This is a genomic window from Gulosibacter chungangensis (assembly GCF_008831155.1).
Classification (GTDB): domain Bacteria; phylum Actinomycetota; class Actinomycetes; order Actinomycetales; family Microbacteriaceae; genus Gulosibacter; species Gulosibacter chungangensis.
This window is the reverse complement of the sequence record NZ_WBKB01000007.1, coordinates 109,536-129,674: the sequence shown is the minus strand read 5'-3', so window position 1 is coordinate 129,674 and position 20,139 is coordinate 109,536. Positions and strand designations below refer to the sequence as shown.

The following is a 20,139-nucleotide window of genomic DNA, read 5'->3' as shown; positions in this document are numbered from 1 at the left end:
GGATGAGTAAGGAACGCGACGAACAGTTCGATCCGGATGAAGAGCTCACCACCGAGTACCTGCTGAAGCTTTTCGGCGGGGCGCCGTTTGACGACGGCTTGGAAGAATCGGACTTCGACGAGGAAGAGCTCAGCGAACGCGAAAAGGAAGAGCGAGAACGGCTCGCGAACACCGACTGGCGCGCGGAAGCGGACCTCGTGTACGAAGAGCTCATGTCACGGGTCGGTGAATCACAGCCTGAACCGCGCCTGGCGCCGACACGTCGCGCATGCGAACTCCTCGGGGATATTCACGAAGCCTGGCCGATGATCCACATCACCGGGACGAACGGGAAATCCTCGACCGCGCGGTTGACCGAGTCGCTGCTTCGCGCCCACGGCCTGCGCACCGGGCTGCTGACGAGCCCACACCTGACTCGTATCAACGAGCGCATTGGCATTGACGGCAAGCCGATCACCGATGAACGTCTCGTCGCGAACTGGCGCGACATTGAGCCCTTCCTCGACATCGTGGACAAGGAACTTGAGGCCGCTGGGGAACCGCGGCTGACCTTTTTCGAAGCACTCACGGTGCTCGCTTACGCCTGCTTCACGGATGCGCCGGTGGACGTGGCCGTCGTCGAGGTCGGTATGGGCGGGGAATGGGACTCGACGAACGTCGCCGACGGCGCCGTTTCGGTGTTTACCCCGATTTCGCTGGATCACCAGGATCGCCTCGGCGACACGGTCGCCGAGATCGCATCCACGAAGGCGGGCATCATCAAGCCTTCGGCTGCGGTGGTAACCGCCGCGCAGGTTCCCGAGGTGATGGATCAGCTGCGTCGTGCGGCGCAGCTCCAAGAAGCCACGCTCTATGCGGAACCGGAAAAATTTGCGGTAACTGCGGATCACATGGCCGTGGGCGGTCGACTCGTGTCCGTTCGAGGACTTGCCGCGCAGTACGATGACTTGCCAGTCGCCCTCGCCGGTGAATATCAGGCACACAATGCGGCACTCGCGATCGCGGCAGTGGAAGCCTTCTTCGGTGGCGAGCGTCCGCTTGATTACGACACGGTTGCTGCGGGGACCGCCGGTGCGGTCTCTCCGGGACGACTGGATCTCATCGGCATTGACCCCTCGGTCATCATCGATGCCGCGCATAATCCGCACGGTGCCGCCCACCTCGCACAGGCGATGGGGGAGACCTACAACTTCGATGAACTCATCGTCGTGCTCGGCGTACTCGAAGGGAAGGCCGTAGACGGGATCGTCAAGCCGCTCGCGCAGATCGCCGACCGGCTGATCATTACCGAGTCGGACTCGCCGCGGGCAATCGCCGCTTGGGATCTCGCAGAACAAGTCCGAGAGATTATCGGTGAGCAGCTAGCCATCGATAAACGACTCGAAGTGATCGAACGGTCACAGGATGCATTTGATGTCGCCCGGCGGGAGGCCACCGATACCGCGGTAGTGGCTGATCGAGAGGGGCGTCCATACTCCGTGGGTGTGCTCATCACGGGGTCGATCACCTTGGTTGGGGAGGCCGCAGCGATCGCCCTCGAAGACGACTGGAAACCACAGGTTCAGGCCGCGGAAGCGGAACTGTCCGATGAAGAATACGAGTCCTACGTTGATGACGAAGGATTCCCGGAGGATGACGAGTAGTGAAGTCTCGCCGATACCGCACCATGACCGAGCAGCTCGGCTCGATCCTGGTGGCGTTTGAGGTTTTCGCGGTTGGCCTGGCAGCCCTGACACTGTTTGGGCTAAAGGCACTTTCGCCCGCTATCGCGTTTGGGGGTGGCGCGTTCTTTATTGCGCTGCTCGTTGTCGGCATCGTCCTGTTGCGAAAGCCCTGGGGTGCCTGGTTCATGCTCGGGGTGCAGATCGCGTTGACCCTGACCGGGTTCGTGCACGGTGGGATGTTCATCGTGGGCGGACTCTTCCTCGCCACTTGGATCTACTGCCAATATCAGGGCACCAAGATCGACGCCGAACGCGCGCCCATCCTCGCCGCATACGAGCGCGAAATGGCTGCCCGCAAGGCCGACGAAGAGAACCCTACGATTGCCGAGTAGGGAACTTCGAGTCGTGGCCGCTATTTCACGATCGTCACCGCCATTGCGCTGATGATTTCAAAGATCACATGTGCCGCGGCAATGCCGGTGAGTTGGGCGTGATCATAGGGTGGTGCGACCTCTACAAGGTCGGCGCCGATGAGGTTCAACTTCGAGAACTCCCGCAGTAGCCGCAGCAATTCCCGGCTCGAGAGCCCTCCCGCTTCTGGCGTGCCGGTGCCGGGAGCATGCGCGGGATCGAGCACATCGATATCAACCGAGAGATAGACCGGACGATTGCCAACCCTGGCGTGCATCCGTGAAATTGCCGACGCGATGCCTTCTTCCTCGATCTCATTCGCCGAAATGATGGCGAAGCCGAGGCGCTGATCATCGCGCAAATCTCGACGGTTAAAGAGCGGACCGCGGATGCCGACAACCGCGATGTCTGCCCGGGGCACTTCCTCGAGGCGGGGGAGTCGCGCGAACGTGGCGATCCCTGCGAAGCGTGGGACCCGGCTCGCATCGACTGGGCCAATCGTGCCACTATCGAACCGCTCGTATTGCGCCTCCATGATCACCACTCCTGCGTCATTGCCGAATGTTGTCTTGGAAGCACTATGCCTGATCCTGCCCGAGGAAGCTTGCGAAACCTGCCGACTGCGTCAAACCGATAAAACACCGCAGCGATTCGAAGCAGCAAAGAACGCCGAACGAGTAACGTGGTCACCAAGCTAATTACGAAGGAGCCTTCAGCATGTCCTCGCAACAGGAACAGACTCTCGTCCTTGTGAAGCCCGACGGTGTGCGTCGCAACCTGATCGGTGAGGTGCTCGCGCGTATTGAACGCAAGGGCTACGTCGTAACCGGTCTCAAACTGGTTGAAGCCGAGCGCGAACTGCTCGAGAAGCACTATGAAGAGCACGTCGGTAAGCCATTTTTTGAACCGCTCCTGGAGTTTATGATGTCGGGCCCGATCGTGGCTGCTCGGGTAGAGGGGCACGGGGTTGTGGAAGGCTTCCGCTCGCTCGCGGGCGCGACAAACCCGACCACAGCAGCTCCCGGCACAATTCGAGGGGACCTCGGCCGTGACTGGGGCGCCAAGGTGATTGAGAACATCGTTCACGGTTCGGACTCGGTCGACTCCGCCGAGCGCGAGCTTGCAATCTGGTTCGGCTAGTTCACCACGAAGAAATCGAGGCGGACAGTTTCCGGCTGCCTCGTACCGGTGCCAACAAACAGACGCGAGTTCACCCACGCGAAGGGTGAACTCGCGTCGGCGCTTAATCGGGTGGCGAAGCGGAAGTAGATCTTCGCCGGGTCAACATGTTTGCCGCTTACGAGTGCTTCGAGGTCTTCCGGTGCGCCGGTACGCAGCGCGTGATTGTCGACGAAGATGGTCGTGCCGTCAGTCGCCTCAATGACGTACATTGCGGTGAGTTCGGCGATCTCGGCGCTCGGGTAAAGCTGGAAGTCAGCCCCCGCATCCAAGAGTTTCCCGGACCACCCGTCACCGGTGACGGTGCCCCCGCGGATGGGAATAATCTTGCGCCCACCGTGGGCGGTGTTTCCGATCGAGATCGGTGCGTCGACATCCACGGTGATGGATGCGAAGAATGTGAGCGAGGGTGCGGCGGGATGCATGGCTTCAGTCATACTCGTCACAGTAGCTATGTGCCGTAATAGCGAGCTAAATCTTGTGACGTTTTGGGCAACTCACAATCGGTATTTCTAAGAATTCCTTCGGTCGGTTCCTGCACACCGTGCGATACTGTACGAGTGCGCGTGAGCGCATGAAGACTTTTTGGGCTTCGCTACGGCGAGGTCCCAGCAACGCCACACCGTGTGGCAGCGCCGTAACTACGGTGAAGAAGGATTTCCCGCGAGCAACATTGCTGCGGACAGATTGCCAGCCAGGACCGCGACGCGACTGGTTGGGACAGGAGTACCCACGTGACCGTGGAAAACGAGCAACCGAACAACCCTGAAACAGAATCAACTGAGCTAGAAACTGCGAGCGAGCAGGACACGCAGAGCGAAGGCGCGCAGGCGGACGCGCCCGAGACGCAGGCTGAAGTGCCCGAGACTCAGGCTGCTGAAGACCAGAACCCAGAAGCTGCGGAAGAGCAGCCCAAGCGCGATCCGCGCATCCCCGAAGTCATCACCAATCGGACCCTCTTCTTCCTGGCGCCGGATTTGCCGCCGATCTCCGAGCGCCCGGCACCGAGCCGCCGTCAGCGCGAGGAAGCCACGGAAGACTCGACTGACGATGAGCAGGATCTTGGTGGTCGCCGTCCCGCACGGGGCAGAGGTCGTTCCCGCCGGGGTAGCCGCGGTCAAGACCGTCGTGAGGGTGGTCAGCGCGATAGCGGACGCCACGACGATAGCCACGAGGACAAGGCTGTCGAGGAGGCCGAAGAAAAGGAACCGATTACTGAGCCGCAGAAGGTTCAGGGATCGACCCGACTTGCCGCTAAACGTGCTCGTCGCCGCGAAGGCCGCGATTCGGGTCGCCGCCGAGTGACGGTGACCGAGACCGAATTCCAAGCACGCCGCGAAGCGGTGGACCGCAAGATGCTCGTGCGCGCCAAGAACAACCGCGTGCAGATCGGTGTGCTTGAGGACAATATCCTCGTTGAACACTATGTCGCGCGAAACGAAGACGTTTCGCTGATCGGCAATGTCTACGTGGGCCGGGTGCAGAATGTGCTGCCCAGCATGGAAGCTGCCTTCATCGACATCGGTGGCGCTCGTAATGCTGTGCTCTACTCGGGCGAAGTGGATTGGGCCGCAGCTGAGATGGGTGCCAACCAGCCGCGGAAGATCGAAAACGCGCTGAAGTCCGGCGACAAGGTACTCGTGCAGGTCACGAAGGATCCGGTGGGCCACAAGGGCGCCCGCCTTACCAGCCAAGTTTCGCTGCCCGGTCGCTACCTCGTGTACGTACCCGGCAACACCATGAACGGCATCAGCCGCAAGTTGCCGGACACCGAACGCGCTCGTCTCAAGAAGATCCTAAAAGAGGTGCTTCCGGAGGGGGTAGGCGTCATCGTGCGCACCGCTGCCGAAGGTGCGACCCAGGAACAGCTGCAGCGAGATGTCGAGCGTCTTACCAAGCAGTGGGAAGACATCCAGCGGAAGTCGAAGAACTCCGCGAAGGCGCCGCAGACCCTGCACTCCGAGTCGGACATGCTCGTGAAGATCGTTCGCGACGTGTTCAACGAGGACTTCGACAAGTTGATCGTTCAGGGGCAGTCCGAACTCGACACAATCAAGTCTTACCTCGGCCAGGTGGCGCCTGATCTGCTCGATCGCGTTGAGCGATTCAACGGCGACGATATCTTCAGCGAGTACCGCGTCAACGACATGATTGATAAAGCGCTTGCTCGCAAGGTCTGGCTGCCTTCGGGCGGCTCGCTGGTGATCGACCGGACCGAGGCAATGACCGTGGTTGACGTCAACACCGGCAAGTTCGTGGGTACCGGCGGCAACCTTGAAGAGACCGTCACCAAGAACAACCTCGAGGCAGCGGATGAGATCGTTCGCCAGCTGCGACTGCGGGATATCGGCGGCATCATTGTGATCGACTTCATCGACATGGTGCTCGAGTCGAACCGCGACCTCGTACAGCGACGCCTCGTCGAGGGGCTCTCACGCGACCGCACCAAGCATCAGGTTGCTGAGCTCACAAGTCTCGGGCTCGTACAGATGACGCGAAAGAAGATTGGCCTGGGGCTGCTGGAGACCTTCTCCGAGGCCTGCACCCACTGTGACGGCCGGGGTGTGGTCATCCACGGCGAGCCGGTGAGCCACAACCACGGTAGCCAGTCTTCGGGCAGCAATCGCAAGAGCCGTGGTTCGCGCAACCGTGGCAAGGGTCAGCCGCAGCAAAACGAGCAGCAAGACAACAAACCGCAGCAGTCACATGAGCACCACAGCAACGGCGCGACACATGAGATTACTGAGGATGCGCGTAACGCCCTCACGAAGATTGCTGCTTCGACCATTGCTGGTAATGGCGAGGCACACGCTCACACGCAGGATTCCGCTCGCGAGGAGGTTGCGGCGAAGTCTGCTGGCTCATCGAGCACCGAGATGCTCAAAGTGGTGAAACAGATCGAAGGCCACGCTGCGGACGGCAGTGCGGGGGCAGAGTCTTCAAAGCAGGTGGCTGAAGCTGACAAGTCGGGGAAGTCCGATCAGCAGCAGGGTCGACAGGGTACCGCGCGAGATGACTCTGAGCGCGACTCTGGAAAGGGCTCCTCGCGTTGTTCACGTCGCAACCGCCGCGTGCGCACGGAGGCTACGGCACCGCGCACGGCATCGGATGCGGAGGACCGCGGCTCCGAGGCGTCGATTACGATCGATCTGCCCACGCCGGTGGAGCATGAGCCGGAAGAGTCCAAAGATCCGAAACAAGTTGAGGCTGCGCTGAGTTTCTTGGATGCCGCACTCGACTCGCTCGCGGGACGCGAGGATGCTGATTCGGCGGTGGCCGATGCAGCTACACCTGTGAAGCCTGCCGTCGAGCCGAAACAAGTCGAGCCGAAGCAGGCCGAGCCCGTGGCTCCCCAGGCGGCGGCAGAAAAGACCCAGTCCGATAACGCATCCACCGCATCCGGTTCGCGCCGGAAGCGAGGGGCACGTCGTCGGATTACGACCGGGCCGATTTCGACCGGGTCGGGCGAGGAATCCTAATCGGGTGTGGCGGCGCTTGACGTCGCTGTAATTTCTCCCGTAAGATAAGTCGCTGTTGCACGTTGCTCATCGCATGCGCCATCTGACGCCTGTTGAGATTGGACGTGTGTATGTTCTCTCCGGTGCAAGGCCGGATCAATCCGCACGGGGCGCAAGTCCCAAGCACAGAGAAAAAGGTAGCTGAAGTGGTATTCGCAGTTGTGCGCGCCGGTGGCCGTCAAGAAAAGGTCGAAGTCGGCTCGGTAGTCACGATGAACCGTGTCGTCGCAGACGACAAGGGCAACGTGAACCTTCCCGCCGTGCTGCTCGTTGATGGTGACAAGATCACCAGCGACGCAGACAAGCTCGCGAAGGTAACCGTGACGGCCGAGGTCGTTGAAGACCTGCGCGGTCCCAAGATCCGCATCCAGAAGTACAAGAACAAGACGGGGTACAAGAAGCGCCAGGGTCACCGCCAGGAGCTCACCACCGTCAAGATCACTGACATCAAGTAGTCCGAGGAGCGATTCAGGATGGCAAGTAAGAAGGGCGCAAGCTCAACCAAGAACGGTCGTGACTCGAACGCGCAGCGCCTCGGCGTGAAGCGCTTCGCAGGTCAGGAAGTCAACGCCGGCGAGATCCTCGTCCGTCAGCGTGGCACCAAGCTCCACCCGGGCGCCAACGTCGGTCGCGGTGGCGACGACACCCTCTTCGCCCTCGCCGGTGGTACGGTCGAGTTCGGCAACAAGGGTCGCCGTAAGGTCGTCAACATCGTTACCGGTGAGTAATTACCGGGTCGAGACGACTCTGAGCTGCTGATAAGGCGGCTCACATAACTTCTGAAGAGGGGCGGAGAATTCTCCGCCCCTCTTCGCGCATCACGAAACAAATGGAGAATCGATGACCACGTTCGTAGACGAGGTAAAGCTGTATTTGCGGGCCGGAGACGGCGGCAACGGCTGCATGTCGATTCGCCGCGAGAAATTCAAGCCGCTGGCTGGGCCTGACGGGGGCAACGGTGGCGATGGCGGCGACATCACGATCGTCGCAGACCCCGATGTCACCACACTGCTGAGTTACCACCACTCGCCGCACCGCCGCAGCAACTCCGGTGAATTCGGCATGGGTGACTACCGCCACGGTGCGAAGGCGGAAGATCTCGAACTCCCGGTCCCGGTTGGCACCGTCGTTCGGGATGCGGATGGCGAGGTGCTCGCTGACCTTAGCGAACCGGGAATGAGCTACCTCGCCGCCGAAGGTGGCCAGGGCGGGCTCGGCAACAACGCGCTCGCGAATAGCCGCCGTAAGGCGCCGGGCTTCGCGCTGCTCGGTACGCCGGGCGACGAGATTGAGGTCCATCTCGAACTCAAGACCGTGGCAGATGTTGCGCTCGTCGGGTATCCCTCCGCCGGCAAGTCTTCGCTGATTGCCGCGATGAGCGCTGCCCGTCCGAAGATTGCCGACTACCCCTTTACCACCCTGCACCCGAACCTCGGTGTCGTGGATTCCGGGAATACCCGGTTCACGATTGCAGACGTGCCGGGGCTCATTGAAGGTGCGGCAGAGGGCCGAGGCCTGGGCTTGGAGTTTCTGCGTCACGTGGAGCGCTGTTCGGTGCTCGTGCACGTGCTGGATACCGCCACGCTGGAACCGGGACGTGACCCGCTGAGCGATCTCGACGTCATTCTGAACGAGTTGAACTCCTATGAGGTGCCCGAGGGGCAGGTGCCGCTGACCGAGCGTCCCTCGCTCGTGGTGCTGAACAAGGTCGATATTCCCGACGGGCGCGAGCTGGCGGAATTTGTGAAGCAGGAGCTCGAGGAACGCGGCTTCCGAGTATTTTTCGTCTCGGCAGTGGCCCACGAGGGTTTGCGTGAGCTCGGCTTTGCCCTGGGCGAGATCGTCGAAAAGGCGCGCGAGGAACGTGCATCCGAACTGGAAAGCCGCCCCCGGATCGTCATCCGCCCGAAGCCGAAGCGCCAGGAAGCCTTCACGATTCGCGTCGAGGGTGGTACCTGGGGCAACATCTACCGGATCATTGGGCGCAAACCCGAGTTGTGGGTCAAACAGTGTGATTTCACCAACGATGAAGCCGTTGGTTATCTTGCCGACCGGCTCGCGAAGCTCGGTATTGAGGATGCCCTGGTCAAGGCCGGTGCGCAGGCTGGCTCAACTGTGGTTGTTGGTGCCGGCGAAGGCCAGATCTTTGATTGGGAGCCGACGCTGTCTTCGGCTGCCGAGGTCATGACGGCACACGGTACCGACCCGCGTCTCGAGGAGAGTTCCCGAGCCACGCGTAAGGAACGCAAGGCTGCTTACCACGAGTGGATGGATGCGAAGGCAGCGGCCCGTGCGCAGCTTGAAGCCGAGCGAGAAGCGGGCCTTTGGACGGAAACCGCCGACGAAAAGAACAGCTAGGATAGTGACTATGTTTGAGCTTCCGACCGTAATTCAGGCTGCCGAGGAAATGATCATTACCCCCGGGCCCATGGTCTTCCCACCCATTGTGTTTGGCATCATGATGTTCGTGCTGCTTATGGCGATCGCGCTCGTGACGTTCTCGTTCCGTAATATGGCGGCTCGCCACGAGTCGCCCGCACGTCTTTACAAGCATGACCCGGTTGGTCACCCGGGCCAGCCCATCATCGAATCGGGACACGACGACACCCACTAGGGTGCCGCCTCGGTTTAGCGCCTCGTGACGCCAACTCAAACGAACGCGGACGTAGCAGTCCGCCGCCGGCGTCGGATTGGGATCATGGGCGGTACCTTTGATCCCATCCACAACGGTCACCTCGTCGCAGCAAGCGAAGTAGCACAGCACTTCGACCTGGACGAGGTGTACTTTGTCCCAACGGGAACGCCGTACATGAAATCCGGCGTGAGCGACGCTGAGCATCGTTACTTGATGACGGTGATTGCCACCGCCTCCAACCCGCGCTTTAAGACGAGCCGTGTGGATATCGACCGCGGTGGTCCCACATACACGATCGACACGCTTCGCGATATCAACACCCTGGCGCCAAACGCGGACCTGTTCTTCATTACCGGTGCCGACGCGATCACGCAGATCCTCGAGTGGAAAGACTCTCGAGAGATGTTCCAATACGCGCGATTCGTCGCGGTTTCGCGACCGGGGCACGAGATTAATCTCGATGGGTTGCCGGAAGAGCATGTTTCCACACTCGAAATCCCGGCCCTGGCGATCTCTTCGACCGACTGTCGAGCTCGGGTCCGTAAGGGGTATCAGGTCTGGTACCTGACTCCGGACGGTGTGCAACAGTACATCGCGAAAAACCAGCTATATCGCCAACCTGAAACTCACGAATAAGCCTTCGCGGCATCCACCTTTTACCTCAGTAGGAGAACCTTCTTTATGACGGCAAGCGAGCACGCCCTCGAACTCACCCAAGTCGCCGCCAGAGCAGCCGACGAACGATCTGCATTCGACCTGGTGGCACTGGATGTGAGTGCGAATCTGCCCTTCGCTGACGTCTTCCTGCTTGCTTCAGGCCGGAATGAGCGCATGGTGCTCTCGATCGCCGAGGAAATTGAAGATCGCCTGCGCGAAGACTTCGGTATCAAAGCAAAGCGCCGCGAGGGCACCGACAACGGCCGCTGGGTGCTGGTTGACTTTGGTGACCTCGTTGTCCACGTCTTCCACGAGGAAGATCGCGTGTACTACGGTCTCGAGCGAATCTGGGCGGATGCTCCGGTGGTTGAGTTAGCTTTGCCCGAGGAGGACGCTGCGGGGGAGTAACAGCTCACGCGGCGCTTCGGGATCGGTAGGACTGTGGAACCGTTTCGCTTCACACTTCGCCAGCTGCAGCACTTCATTACCGCTGCCGATGTTGGGACCGTCACGGCCGCCGCGGAGGCTGCGCATATTTCGCAGGCGGCAATGTCGCAGTCGCTCAGTGAACTGGAACGGGCTGTCGGCCAGCAATTGATGGTGCGAACTCGTTCGCACGGCATTCAACTCACGTCTTCTGGTCGGAGATTTCTGAATGATTCGCGCGCGCTTGTTGCGCGTGCTGCGGATGTTCAACAAGAGATGGTGGACCGCGCCGGGCACCTCGTGGGGCCACTCGATATCGGTTGTTACACGGCGGTGGCGCCATTCTGGGTGCCCTTCATTGCAGAGAAATTCATCATTCCGAATCCCGAAGTTTCAGTTCGGATTGATGAGGGAGACGGTCACGAGTTGCAGCGTCGGATGCTTGACGGCCGATACGACGCCGTCATTACCCATACCGGCCATCTTGTGGACGGGGTTTTGCATGAGGTGATCCGGAAGGGCCAAGGCTACGCACTGGTTTCGCCTTCCCATCGTCTGGCTGATCGGGATGCGGTTCACGTGTCTGAATTCGGTGACGATGAATTCGTGTTGTTGGATGTACCTTCTGTCCGCGACGCTCAGCTTCCGAAGCTTCGCGCTGCTGGACTGGGGCCGAATGTCCGGTGGCGGTCTACGAGCTTTGAGGCGGTGCGAGGTATGGTTGCCCGAGGACTTGGCTGGAGTGTCCTGGTGCAGCGACCGCCCGTTGATATTTCTTATGACGGCTTGCCAATCGTGACGATTCCGCTCATCGATTTCGAATCGAGCGACGTGTGCATCGCATACGTCCAGGAGCGGCGGAGCCGACGCCTGGCCGAACTCATTGGTCTGTGCAAAGCAGAAGGTGCACGGTTGGATGCAAGCAATGCATCCAACCGCGCACCTGACGCGCCCTAGTGGCTCTAGCGCATTTCACTTTCGAGGTCGGCGTCGCGGCCTTCCTTGACGAAGCGAGTGGCGAGAATAGCGATGAGGAATACAGCGATCCACACCACTGCCACAAGCCATAGTGAACCGCCAACGAGGGCAACCAGACCGGACACGATCATCGGAGTGAAGCCGGCGCCAAGCGTCGATGACGCCTGGTAGACGAGCGACGAACCGGTGTAGCGGATTCGGGTCGGGAAGAGCTCCGCGCAGAACGCACCGAAGGGGCCAAAGATTGTTCCCTGGACGAAGCCCTGCGTGATGATTAGCGCGAGTGCGAATGCCCACAGCGAGCCGAGGTCAAGCATGAACATGATTGGGAATGCGGCGACCGCACCAAGTGCCATGCCGAGCATCATGATTGGACGACGACCGTAGCGGTCTGAAAGGCGCGAGGCGAACCACACCACAACGACCGTGGATGCGGCGCCGAGAGCCTTCACCCACAGCACGTGGGTGGCGTCGAGACCATTGTTGATGACATAGGCAATGGCCCAAACTGTCATGAGCCCCTGAACGGTGTATGAACTCATGCCCGCGATAATGCCAAGAATGAGGTTCTTCGGGTATTTGGTAATCACCTCGACGATAGGCGTCTTGCGCTCTTCGGCCTTCTCCTCAAGCTTGGCAAAGAGAGGCGATTCTTGGACCTTCAAGCGGACAACGAGACCAATGAGCACAAGTACCGCGCTGAGGAGGAAGGGGACACGCCAGCCCCAAGCGATGAACTGCTCGTCTGGCAGCATCGTGAACACGGACATGACGATGGTAGCCATGACAGCACCGGCCGGGCCGCCCATGTTGGCAAAGCTGGCCGCAAAACCGCGACGTTCCTTTGGCGCGTGCTCGAGGGCGATGAGCATGGCGCCACCCCATTCGCCGCCAACTGCGAGTCCCTGGACCACACGGAAGAGGGTCAGAAGAATCGGTGCGGCGACGCCGATGACTGCTGTGGGAGGAAACAAACCGATTGCCACGGTCGTGCCACCCATGAGCATCATTGAGAGGACGAGGACGCCTTTGCGTCCGAGACGGTCACCGAAGTGTCCAAAGACGACGCCGCCGAGGGGCCGTGCGACGTATCCCACCGCGAGAATCGTGAAGGAGAGGAACAGCCCGAGGCCCGGGTCTAGATCCACAAAGAACACTTGGCTAAACACGATCGATGACGCCGTGGCGAACAAGATGAAGTCGTAAAACTCGATCATGGAGCCGAAGAAGCTCGACGCGAGGATGCGCCGCATCATGCTCGTGTTGAGTGACGTACTGATAGCCGAAGTTTCTATCGGGGCGGGAGCGGTGGTTTTCACTAGGCACCTACTTTAATTGGAGTGGTTTCGATTGCGGCTTCCTTGCGCGCAAACGAGATGGAATCAAGGTCGTTCGGGATCAAGAATTCGCCGGAGAACGTGGGCGCGAACTCTTGCCATTGGGCTTCGGTCTTGCTGCCGGGTACCAGGTGATGCAGCGCGAGACGGGCGGCACCAGCGCGTTCAGCGAGTTCGATGGCCTGTTCTGGGCTGGTGTGTGACCGACGGTGATGATCGATGGAGGCCTGATCGGCTTCTGCGTCACTCGAACCATAACGAGCTGCCACCCAGTCAAAGTCGATGGCCTCGTGCAGGAGGAGATCGGTGTCCTTGGCGAGTGTGACCAAATTATCGGTGGCCGTCGTGTCGCCGGAGATTGTCACGGAACCCTCCGCGGTGTCGAAGCGGAATGCGAATGCCGGAGCAACGGGCGGATGCTCGACGAGGATTGCCGTTACCGTCACGAGCTCGTCACGGTAGATCTCGAAGGGTGCCATCCCCGCAGGCGTGGGGTTGTCGTTCGGGTGGTATCCGATATCTGCCGGAATCACAATGTCAGTGGCCTGGTAGCAGTCAAGCGGGGAAGGGCGGAGAGCATCGAGAATGCGATCGTTGAAGTCTGTGGCAAAGGCCTGAACGACCGAGTCAATGAGTCCGGTGATTCCCGGTGTCGGGTTTTCTGGGCACACGGGTTGTGGTGCAATCTCTGCGCGCGGCGAGACCGGAGGTAGTGCCCCACGGTCACCGGGGCCGAGTACGCGGATCGGTGCCAACCCGGCGACGTCACGCTCGTAGAGCCCCATGAGCAGCAGGCTTGGGATGTCTACGGTGTGGTCGGAGTGCAAGTGAGTAATGAACATCGCCCGCATTTGGTTAAAGGAAAGGCCAGCTTTTTCCAACTGGCGACCGACGCCCAGGCCTGCATCCACGAGGTAGAACACGTCGCCGACGACGACAGCGGTAGCGATCCCGTGACGGTGTTCACCGTTCTTCGATGCCCACCAGCGAGGGCCGCCGGCGGTGCCGAGCGTGACTATTCGCGGTGTCAGGTCAACAGTCGTATTCACTGCAACTCCCTTGTATGAGTGATCGAGTTCCGATTCCGCACCGTCTTGCGGTGCTGATGAATCCACTCTGCGGGGAGAAGTTGCAGAAGTAAAACGGATTAGTCCTATTCTCGAAATCGGTTTTACTTATGACGGGATTGCGTGGCCTCGGTGGTAGCGTCTTTATCGTTGCCGCTGGAGCCGATCGATCGGAAGAATTCTTGAACTCACCTGCCCTTGCCCCTCGCCGCAATTGGTTCGGACTAATTCTTACGGGGCTCGCGGTTGGTCTCGCCTCCGGTTTGTTTGGTGTCGGCGGTGGCATCATCATCGTGCCGATACTGGTGTACTTGTTCCACTTTGATCAGCGGCTGGCGTCCGGAACCTCGCTGCTCGCGATCGTCGCACCGTCCATCGTTGGCGTGGTTTCGTATTCGCTGAGCGGGAACGTCAGTGTGATTCTCGCGCTCCTGCTTGCAGTTGGTTCGGTACTCGGGGCGCCAATTGGGGCGTGGTTGCTCGCGAGGCTTGCAAAACGCACACTGCAGTGGGCATTCATTGTGTTCCTCGTCGTAGTCATTGTGTCGCTCTTTCTCGTGATCCCTTCGCGAGACACGGCCGTTGACGTTGACTTCTGGCATGGCTTGGCGCTTGTTGCCATCGGGCTATTCGCGGGGATTTCTTCCGGATTGCTTGGCATCGGTGGGGGAGTGATTGTCGTGCCCGCGATGGTGCTGCTGCTCGGTACGAGTGACCTCATCGCAAAGGGTTCTTCGCTGCTCATGATCATTGCGACGGGGTTGTCCGGGACAATTGCGAATACTCGACGCCGAAATGTCGATCTTCGCGCCTCGCTTGCCATTGGTCTGGGTGCCGCTGTAGTGACGCCTTTCGGTGTGTGGCTGGCCGGAGCCCTGTCCCCGCAGGCTGCCAACATCACATTCGCGGGTTTCCTTGTGTTGGTGATGATTCGTATGGCTGTGGATGCTTGGCCTCGTCGCAAGAGCAAGTAGGTTCATTTCACTGGGCTTCTTCGCCAGATCTCCGCGCCGATTTGCAGTCGATGGAAAATCTGGGCTATAGTCGTGGAGTTGCTTCGAGCGAAGCAGCTAAGTGAATACGGGGCTATGGCGCAGCTGGTAGCGCACCTGCATGGCATGCAGGGGGTCAGGGGTTCGAATCCCCTTAGCTCCACTCGGAAACCACCTCTGATCAGGCATTTTAGTTTGGTCAAGGGTGGTTTTTTTAGTGTGTGGCTCATTGTGGGCGGCCGTTTCGCCATCGAGATAGCTCGCCAGCTCTCATCACCCCGCCCTAGGCTTCTCGCATGCACTTAAAGCTCGAGAACGTAGGCATTGCTGTCCGGGACTTAGACCAAGCGATCGCGTTCTTCTCCGATCTCGGAATGACGCTGCTCGGCCGCGATACCGTTAGCGGCGAATGGGCGGATACCGCGGTTGGCGTGGATGGGAATCACGCAAAGATTGCGCTGCTTGCTGCGCCAGACGGAGACGGGCGAATCGAACTCTTCGAGTACATCCATCCCCTGGCTATTGAGCGGGAGCCGATCCTTCCGAATGAGATTGGGATGCATCGAGTTGCCTTCGCGGTAGACGACATTGATGAGGCGCTGCAGGCAGCGGCGAAGCATGGATGCTATCCACTGCGAGGTGTGGCTAATTATGAGGACGTGTACAAGCTCACCTATCTCCGCGGGCCCAGCGACATCCTTGTCATGCTGGCAGAAGACCTGCGAGGGAAATAAACCCACGAGGTCTTGGCTGGACCGGGTGGAGTTGAGCCTTTAGGCTGACGCGAAAGTCGAGAAAGTAGTTGAAGTCGAATCGTTCAAGATTAGTGACTTCGAGATTCGGCATACTCAACACTGTCCTCAACTCGCGGTTTGATCGCGAAGTTGCACGGCTACGTTCAACGACGATGCGATGGTGCAAGTGAAGCGCAATTCCGGTGATAATCTTTCTGGGAATGATGACCTCGCCGCATTTGGGTTCATCCGCATTTTGTTCGTTCTTTAGTGTTTCGGTAAATCCAAATTCGGGGCTGAACATGGCCTAGCCGTGGGGGTTTCTTGCGTGAAAAAGTTGGTTTGGGCGATAGTTTCCGGTGTTGTTTGTCTTGTCTTGGGCCTTGGCACGGGGCTAGTGATCGGAGCGGGCACCTGGCCTTCCGTCTTCTCTAGTAGTTCTCAAGAGCCGACCGCGGGGCCCTCGAGTTATGAAGAAGTTCTCGCTGTGATGCCCGAAGAGCAGATTGTTCTGTTGAGTCTCGGGATTGAAGGTCTCCAAGAACGGCAACAGAGCCAGAAAGAGATTTTCGGTTGGAAGGTTCCTGGTTCCGAGCGGGTCATGTTCGTGGGCTATTCGTTCAAAGCCAAGCTCGGGGTTGAAGGTAAGGACATCAATATCGAGCAGACTAGTCCCGATCAGTTCTTGGTCACCGTGCCTGATTTCATCTTTATTGGGCACGATGAGATCGAGTTCAAATCCGCGATTGAACAGAACGGTGCGCTTGCCTGGACAACTCCAGAGATCGATCAGTCTGAAGTAGCTAATGAGATCCTGAACAGTGAGTCAAAATCTGAATACATCACTGAATATGAGGGGCAACTTCAAGAACAGACGATCAACTTCTTCGAGAACTTGGTTGAGTCGATCGATGCAGACGTTCGACTCGAATTCGAATTCCTGTAGATCTGCGCGCGCTCGCCAGCGGTTGTTGGTTCAGTTCAAGCACGCCGTGATCGCGCGCTCAATGGCGGGGCCGATCGGTGCATCCGGGTCGACCGTCACGCGATGAAGTACTAAACCATCGACCGTTGCCATCAGCATTCGCGCTGAAGGCTGCGGGGAAGTGGCTCCAATTTTCCCAAGCAGTGAGGTGATCTAGCTTAGGAGAATTGCACGTAGTTCGAGGAATGGCCGCAGTTGCGATCCCAATTCCTGCCGTATTTGGGAGCAAAGATAGGCCCGCTTACGGAAAAGACCTTGGCGAATATCTGTCGTGGCCATGTGAGTGCTATGCGGATGACTGCGAACGCGCCTTGTGGGCGGCGCAGCACATTCCATCGTTCATGATGCGCAGGAAGCGGTGGGGAGTTGAATGCGGGCTGGATTACTCGAGGTCAGTGAGGCGGTCGTGATCGGGAACGGCAGCTGCCTGTTAACGAACCTTGAGTCTCAGTTCGGTTTTGGTGCGGTGGTTGGCGCGTCATTTCGGTAAGTTTTCTGACAATGCCTACAAGGGGAATAATGAGCAATTCGACGCTGAATGAACGCATGGTTTTGACGAATGACGGTGCAGAAATCTCGTGGTGGAGTACCGGTTCCGGTGCGCCACTGTTGCTAATTGCCGGTCAAGCAACGACCCATCGCGGTTGGCTGCATGTGCTTCCTGGGCTCGCGGAAAATCATCGGGTAATCCTCTACGACCATCGAGGCACTGGTCGCAGCACCAGCGGGGACAGGTCTCGTTTCACGACACGAGACTTTGCACAGGATGCAGTCACGGTGCTTGAGGCGGCAGGAGTCGAGTCGGCAGCCGTCTACGGGCATTCGATGGGTGGTCGTGTTGGGCAGTGGCTCGCAATTGACAGTCCGGAACGGGTTGAGCGACTGGCACTTGTTAGCACTACGGGTGGTGGCCGGATGGACGGTCCGCGGCCTGCGGGGGTGGATGCGCTGCTCGCGTCCGGCAGTCCGGAGCAGATGGCGCCGCTGTTCTTTAGCGACGAGTTTCGCGAGCGGCATCCTGGGGTTGTCGAGGAGTTTTTCGCGAGGGATGCGAGCATTTCGGCTCGCCGGGACCACTTTCTGGCAAGCAAGGCACACGATGCTTGGGATCAGTTGCCTCTCGTGAGTTGCCCAACCTTGATCGTCCACGGGGCTGCGGATCAGGTAACGTCCGTAGCAAGTGCGGAACGAATGGCCGCATACATTCCAGAAGCTGAGCTTTGGGTTGACCCGGACGCAAAGCATTGCCCACACCTTGATTCGCCACAGGCGCAGGATCGAATCAGCGCATTTTTCGCAGCTTGAGGTCACCGTTGTTGGGGTGAAGCTAGGCATCCTCGCGAGGAATGTCGGTGGCTCAAGCTAGCTTTGCAATGGGGCGAGTCCGTGGCTTCGCAAACTCCAGCTTCGAACGAGAAAGCGATTCCCGCAGCTATTGATATTCGATTCTTTGTGCTATAAAGTACTCAGTACGGGTTCGAAACTTTGCTTCGTGCGAGGCTCAGTTCAGTGACGGGAGGTGAGGGTGCTCATGACCGCAATCGACAGCGCTATTTCCAGCGAGACCGGTTCTGCAGCGGGTGCCGAAGCGGCTTCCTGCGATCAGCGCGTTGGTGCGGGTGAATCTTTCTTCGTTCGTACCGTGGATGGGCGGGTGCTGAACTCTGCCGAGTTTCTTGACCTACCCGCATTCGGTCAACCCACCGTGAGCACGGCTATTCCGAAAGCTCCCACCCAGCCGCGCAGGACTCGCTACACTCGCGCGGTGGAGAACCTTCGTGCTGCCTACCAGGCACAACTGAAGGCAGAGAAGAAGGCGAAGAAAGCTGCCCGTAAAGCCGCCAAGAAAACCAAACAACAGGCAGAGTTGGCCGCGAAGCACGACCAGCCCGAAACTTCGCAGCACCAGCAGCTGCCCACGGGCTCGGGTGCTGCGGTGCCTTCACCAGGCGCTCCAGCGGTCCCAGGTCCCGTAACCATTCCGGCCGATGCGTCTGCGCCTAGCCCTGCGTGTCGCGGTGACATCAGCCCGGCAGGCCCGAAGCCACGATCAGACCACCAAGGTAGTGGTGATCGTCGCGGAGGTCCGCGTGCGAACACCGGTGCCTCCACGCCCGCGGACACGATCCGGCACGAGGAGATCACCAGCAGCCTGGCCACGTTCACCGACGCCTACCGCGCCCGCGCTGCCGCAGACGCCAGCCAACTCCGGGCCCTTGCGAACGCGTACGAGATCGCGCTCGAACGCGCCATCGCCGAACTCACTCCGACCACGGGGAAGAAACAAGAGGTGCGGTTCGACGACGAAGACCAACAACGCGTGTTCTCCTGGCACCTCACCTCAATCATCGGGGAATACGCCATCGCGACCAATGACACTGACCAAGCCCTCCGCGGCCGGGCCGGCGACGCAAACCTCCTCACCACCGCGTTCCCCGCCTGGCTCGACGCACTCGAAGCTGGGCGCATCGACCTGCGCCATATTCAGGGCCTACTCAAACACGGCCGGCAACTCCCGAATGAGCACCAACCCGAATACGGGGCCGTAGTGCTCGAGTTTGCGCTCGCCAACACTCCTCGGCAAACCAGCCACTTCGCCGAAGAAGCCGCCGCCACTATCGCCGCCACCGCCTTCGAAGAAACCCACGCCAACGCCCGTGCCGCCCGAAACGTGAGCGTGCGCCACGACGGGCTCGGCATGGCCGCGCTCACCGCCTATATCCCCAGCGAACTCGCCACCCCTGCAGTAGAGCTCCTCGAACGCGGTGCCCGTGAACTACGTGAACTGGACAATAAAGCCGCCAAGGAGCACGCTCGAGCAGTCGCACATGCACGTGAGCACGGACTGCCAGAGCCCGTGCCATTCCAACCAGACACTCGCACGATGGCGCAACTGCGCACAGACCTGCTCATCGAGACTCTCTTGTGCGCAGCACCCGGCGAGTCCCGCGTCACCACCACCGTGAGCGTCACCGTGCCCGCGCTCTCCCTACTGGACGCCGAACGCGCTGCCGAGCAAGCCATTGCGAACGGCACCGTAAATAGCGCTGCTGGTGCTGGTTGGCGGGCTGATGGGCACGGCCCCGCACTGTTGAACGGCATGGTCCCGATGAGTATCGAACAAGCCCGCCAGTTCGCGTCCGATTCCTCGTTCCTTCAACGCATCTTGATTCATCCGATCACCGGGCAAGTGACCGCGGTCGATAAATATGAGATGTGCCTCGGCATGCGTCGGTTCCTGGAAATCCGCGACCGCACCTGCCGGTTCCCGGGTTGTATACGCCCCGCCGAACGATGCGACGCGGACCACACCCATCCATACAGCGAGCACGGTCTCACCGACGTTGAGAACCTCGCCCATCTGTGCCGCGGGCACCACGTCCAAAAACACCACAAACCCTGGACTGTCACTAACCTCGGCGGTGGCGTGCTCGAATGGCGCACCCCGCAAGGCCAGGTCGCGACCACCCGACCGAGACCGTACGGGCCGGTGTTCGTACCGACTTGGGAATACGGGCCACCCCCGTTCTAAAGGTCGTCCCGAACATCGCCATCG

The 20,139-nt window shown here is 59.8% G+C and carries 21 protein-coding genes and 1 tRNA gene; 17 read left to right on the top strand and 5 right to left on the bottom strand.

Translation table 11 applies throughout. The features are described from left to right. The first annotated feature begins 2 nt into the window (after nt 1-2). On the top strand, nt 3-1,643 hold the full coding sequence (locus tag F8O05_RS11515) for a bifunctional folylpolyglutamate synthase/dihydrofolate synthase (RefSeq protein ID WP_158052891.1): 1,641 nt from the start codon (nt 3-5) through the stop codon (nt 1,641-1,643). Further along, nucleotides 1,643-2,056, top strand: coding sequence for a DUF4233 domain-containing protein (locus tag F8O05_RS11510; protein ID WP_158052890.1), 414 nt, complete (start codon nt 1,643-1,645; stop codon nt 2,054-2,056). Before F8O05_RS11515 ends, F8O05_RS11510 begins: the two co-directional genes overlap by 1 nt. 20 nt (nt 2,057-2,076) lie before the next feature. Here F8O05_RS11510 and F8O05_RS11505 read toward each other — a convergent pair whose 3' ends face one another. Next, nucleotides 2,077-2,610 carry an arginase family protein gene (locus F8O05_RS11505; protein WP_158052889.1) on the bottom strand — a complete coding sequence of 178 codons (534 nt, stop codon included), beginning with the start codon at nt 2,608-2,610 and terminating at the stop codon, nt 2,077-2,079. A gap of 182 nt (nt 2,611-2,792) precedes the next feature. Between F8O05_RS11505 and ndk the strand changes: the two genes are divergently transcribed. Further along, on the top strand, nt 2,793-3,215 hold the full coding sequence (ndk, locus tag F8O05_RS11500; protein ID WP_158052888.1) for a nucleoside-diphosphate kinase: 423 nt from the start codon (nt 2,793-2,795) through the stop codon (nt 3,213-3,215). Here ndk and F8O05_RS11495 read toward each other — a convergent pair. Next, nucleotides 3,212-3,691 (bottom strand): DUF3237 domain-containing protein, encoded by a 480-nt coding sequence (locus tag F8O05_RS11495; RefSeq protein ID WP_158052887.1) that lies wholly within the window; start codon nt 3,689-3,691, stop codon nt 3,212-3,214. The two genes, ndk and F8O05_RS11495, sit on opposite strands and share 4 nt — an antisense overlap. 297 nt (nt 3,692-3,988) lie before the next feature. Between F8O05_RS11495 and F8O05_RS11490 the strand changes: the two genes are divergently transcribed. The 8 genes from F8O05_RS11490 to F8O05_RS11455 all read left to right on the top strand — a co-directional run bounded on the left by F8O05_RS11490 (nt 3,989) and on the right by F8O05_RS11455 (nt 11,447). Beyond that, the gene (locus F8O05_RS11490) at nt 3,989-6,733 is read left to right on the top strand and encodes an Rne/Rng family ribonuclease (protein ID WP_225735879.1); all 2,745 of its coding nucleotides are present in this window, start codon (nt 3,989-3,991) and stop codon (nt 6,731-6,733) included. A 185-nt stretch (nt 6,734-6,918) separates the two neighbouring features. Next, the gene (rplU, locus tag F8O05_RS11485; RefSeq protein WP_026937417.1) at nt 6,919-7,227 is read left to right on the top strand and encodes a 50S ribosomal protein L21; all 309 of its coding nucleotides are present in this window, start codon (nt 6,919-6,921) and stop codon (nt 7,225-7,227) included. A gap of 18 nt (nt 7,228-7,245) precedes the next feature. Further along, nucleotides 7,246-7,500, top strand: a complete 255-nt coding sequence (gene rpmA / locus F8O05_RS11480) for a 50S ribosomal protein L27 (protein ID WP_158052885.1) — start codon at nt 7,246-7,248, stop codon at nt 7,498-7,500. A gap of 112 nt (nt 7,501-7,612) precedes the next feature. Then, nucleotides 7,613-9,130: a GTPase ObgE gene (obgE, locus tag F8O05_RS11475; RefSeq protein WP_158052884.1), complete on the top strand. Its 1,518-nt coding sequence runs from the start codon at nt 7,613-7,615 to the stop codon at nt 9,128-9,130. A gap of 10 nt (nt 9,131-9,140) precedes the next feature. Next, nucleotides 9,141-9,386 (top strand): hypothetical protein, encoded by a 246-nt coding sequence (locus F8O05_RS11470; protein ID WP_158052883.1) that lies wholly within the window; start codon nt 9,141-9,143, stop codon nt 9,384-9,386. A gap of 24 nt (nt 9,387-9,410) precedes the next feature. After that, nucleotides 9,411-10,043 carry a nicotinate-nucleotide adenylyltransferase gene (gene nadD, locus F8O05_RS11465; RefSeq protein WP_225735878.1) on the top strand — a complete coding sequence of 211 codons (633 nt, stop codon included), beginning with the start codon at nt 9,411-9,413 and terminating at the stop codon, nt 10,041-10,043. 45 nt (nt 10,044-10,088) lie between these two features. Continuing rightward, the gene (gene rsfS / locus F8O05_RS11460; protein WP_158052881.1) at nt 10,089-10,472 is read left to right on the top strand and encodes a ribosome silencing factor; all 384 of its coding nucleotides are present in this window, start codon (nt 10,089-10,091) and stop codon (nt 10,470-10,472) included. Nucleotides 10,473-10,505: 33 nt separating this feature from the next. Beyond that, nucleotides 10,506-11,447, top strand: a complete 942-nt coding sequence (locus tag F8O05_RS11455; RefSeq protein WP_158052880.1) for a LysR substrate-binding domain-containing protein — start codon at nt 10,506-10,508, stop codon at nt 11,445-11,447. Between the two features lie 5 nt (nt 11,448-11,452). On the opposite strand, the gene F8O05_RS11450 is transcribed toward F8O05_RS11455, so the two are convergent. Further along, nucleotides 11,453-12,787: an MFS transporter gene (locus F8O05_RS11450; protein WP_225735877.1), complete on the bottom strand. Its 1,335-nt coding sequence runs from the start codon at nt 12,785-12,787 to the stop codon at nt 11,453-11,455. Next, nucleotides 12,787-13,854: an MBL fold metallo-hydrolase gene (locus F8O05_RS11445; protein ID WP_158052879.1), complete on the bottom strand. Its 1,068-nt coding sequence runs from the start codon at nt 13,852-13,854 to the stop codon at nt 12,787-12,789. Before F8O05_RS11445 ends, F8O05_RS11450 begins: the two co-directional genes overlap by 1 nt. A 128-nt stretch (nt 13,855-13,982) precedes the next feature. Here F8O05_RS11445 and F8O05_RS11440 point away from each other — a divergent pair, with 128 nt between their 5' ends. From F8O05_RS11440 to F8O05_RS11425, 4 genes are all read left to right on the top strand, one after another. Beyond that, nucleotides 13,983-14,846, top strand: a complete 864-nt coding sequence (locus F8O05_RS11440; protein WP_158052878.1) for a sulfite exporter TauE/SafE family protein — start codon at nt 13,983-13,985, stop codon at nt 14,844-14,846. Nucleotides 14,847-14,954: 108 nt separating this feature from the next. Further along, nucleotides 14,955-15,027 (top strand) — tRNA-Ala (locus tag F8O05_RS11435). A 133-nt stretch (nt 15,028-15,160) separates the two neighbouring features. Then, complete coding sequence (locus F8O05_RS11430; protein WP_158052877.1) at nt 15,161-15,598, top strand: VOC family protein; 438 nt, start codon at nt 15,161-15,163, stop codon at nt 15,596-15,598. A gap of 328 nt (nt 15,599-15,926) precedes the next feature. Then, the gene (locus tag F8O05_RS11425; protein ID WP_158052876.1) at nt 15,927-16,544 is read left to right on the top strand and encodes a hypothetical protein; all 618 of its coding nucleotides are present in this window, start codon (nt 15,927-15,929) and stop codon (nt 16,542-16,544) included. A 30-nt stretch (nt 16,545-16,574) separates the two neighbouring features. Here the strand turns inward: F8O05_RS11425 and F8O05_RS15325 are convergent, their stop codons facing one another. Then, nucleotides 16,575-16,727 carry a hypothetical protein gene (locus F8O05_RS15325; protein WP_404811372.1) on the bottom strand — a complete coding sequence of 51 codons (153 nt, stop codon included), beginning with the start codon at nt 16,725-16,727 and terminating at the stop codon, nt 16,575-16,577. A gap of 375 nt (nt 16,728-17,102) precedes the next feature. Between F8O05_RS15325 and F8O05_RS11420 the strand changes: the two genes are divergently transcribed. Then, nucleotides 17,103-17,888, top strand: a complete 786-nt coding sequence (locus F8O05_RS11420) for an alpha/beta fold hydrolase (protein WP_225735876.1) — start codon at nt 17,103-17,105, stop codon at nt 17,886-17,888. 226 nt (nt 17,889-18,114) lie between these two features. After that, nucleotides 18,115-20,115, top strand: coding sequence for an HNH endonuclease signature motif containing protein (locus F8O05_RS11415; protein ID WP_158052875.1), 2,001 nt, complete (start codon nt 18,115-18,117; stop codon nt 20,113-20,115). The last annotated feature ends 24 nt before the right edge of the window (nt 20,116-20,139 follow it).

Bases quoted from the DNA above. Each gene is read 5' to 3' on its own strand.
- F8O05_RS11440 (WP_158052878.1), top strand. From the start codon at position 13,983: ATGACGGGATTGCGTGGCCTCGGTGGTAGCGTCTTTATCGTTGCCGCT.
- rsfS (WP_158052881.1), top strand. From the start codon at position 10,089: ATGACGGCAAGCGAGCACGCCCTCGAACTCACCCAAGTCGCCGCCAGA.
- obgE (WP_158052884.1), top strand. From the start codon at position 7,613: ATGACCACGTTCGTAGACGAGGTAAAGCTGTATTTGCGGGCCGGAGAC.
- F8O05_RS11515 (WP_158052891.1), top strand. From the start codon at position 3: ATGAGTAAGGAACGCGACGAACAGTTCGATCCGGATGAAGAGCTCACC.
- F8O05_RS11495 (WP_158052887.1), bottom strand. From the start codon at position 3,691: ATGACTGAAGCCATGCATCCCGCCGCACCCTCGCTCACATTCTTCGCA.
- F8O05_RS11505 (WP_158052889.1), bottom strand. From the start codon at position 2,610: ATGGAGGCGCAATACGAGCGGTTCGATAGTGGCACGATTGGCCCAGTC.
- ndk (WP_158052888.1), top strand. From the start codon at position 2,793: ATGTCCTCGCAACAGGAACAGACTCTCGTCCTTGTGAAGCCCGACGGT.
- F8O05_RS11420 (WP_225735876.1), top strand. From the start codon at position 17,103: ATGAGCAATTCGACGCTGAATGAACGCATGGTTTTGACGAATGACGGT.
- F8O05_RS11430 (WP_158052877.1), top strand. From the start codon at position 15,161: ATGCACTTAAAGCTCGAGAACGTAGGCATTGCTGTCCGGGACTTAGAC.
- F8O05_RS11470 (WP_158052883.1), top strand. From the start codon at position 9,141: ATGTTTGAGCTTCCGACCGTAATTCAGGCTGCCGAGGAAATGATCATT.
- F8O05_RS11415 (WP_158052875.1), top strand. From the start codon at position 18,115: ATGACCGCAATCGACAGCGCTATTTCCAGCGAGACCGGTTCTGCAGCG.
- rpmA (WP_158052885.1), top strand. From the start codon at position 7,246: ATGGCAAGTAAGAAGGGCGCAAGCTCAACCAAGAACGGTCGTGACTCG.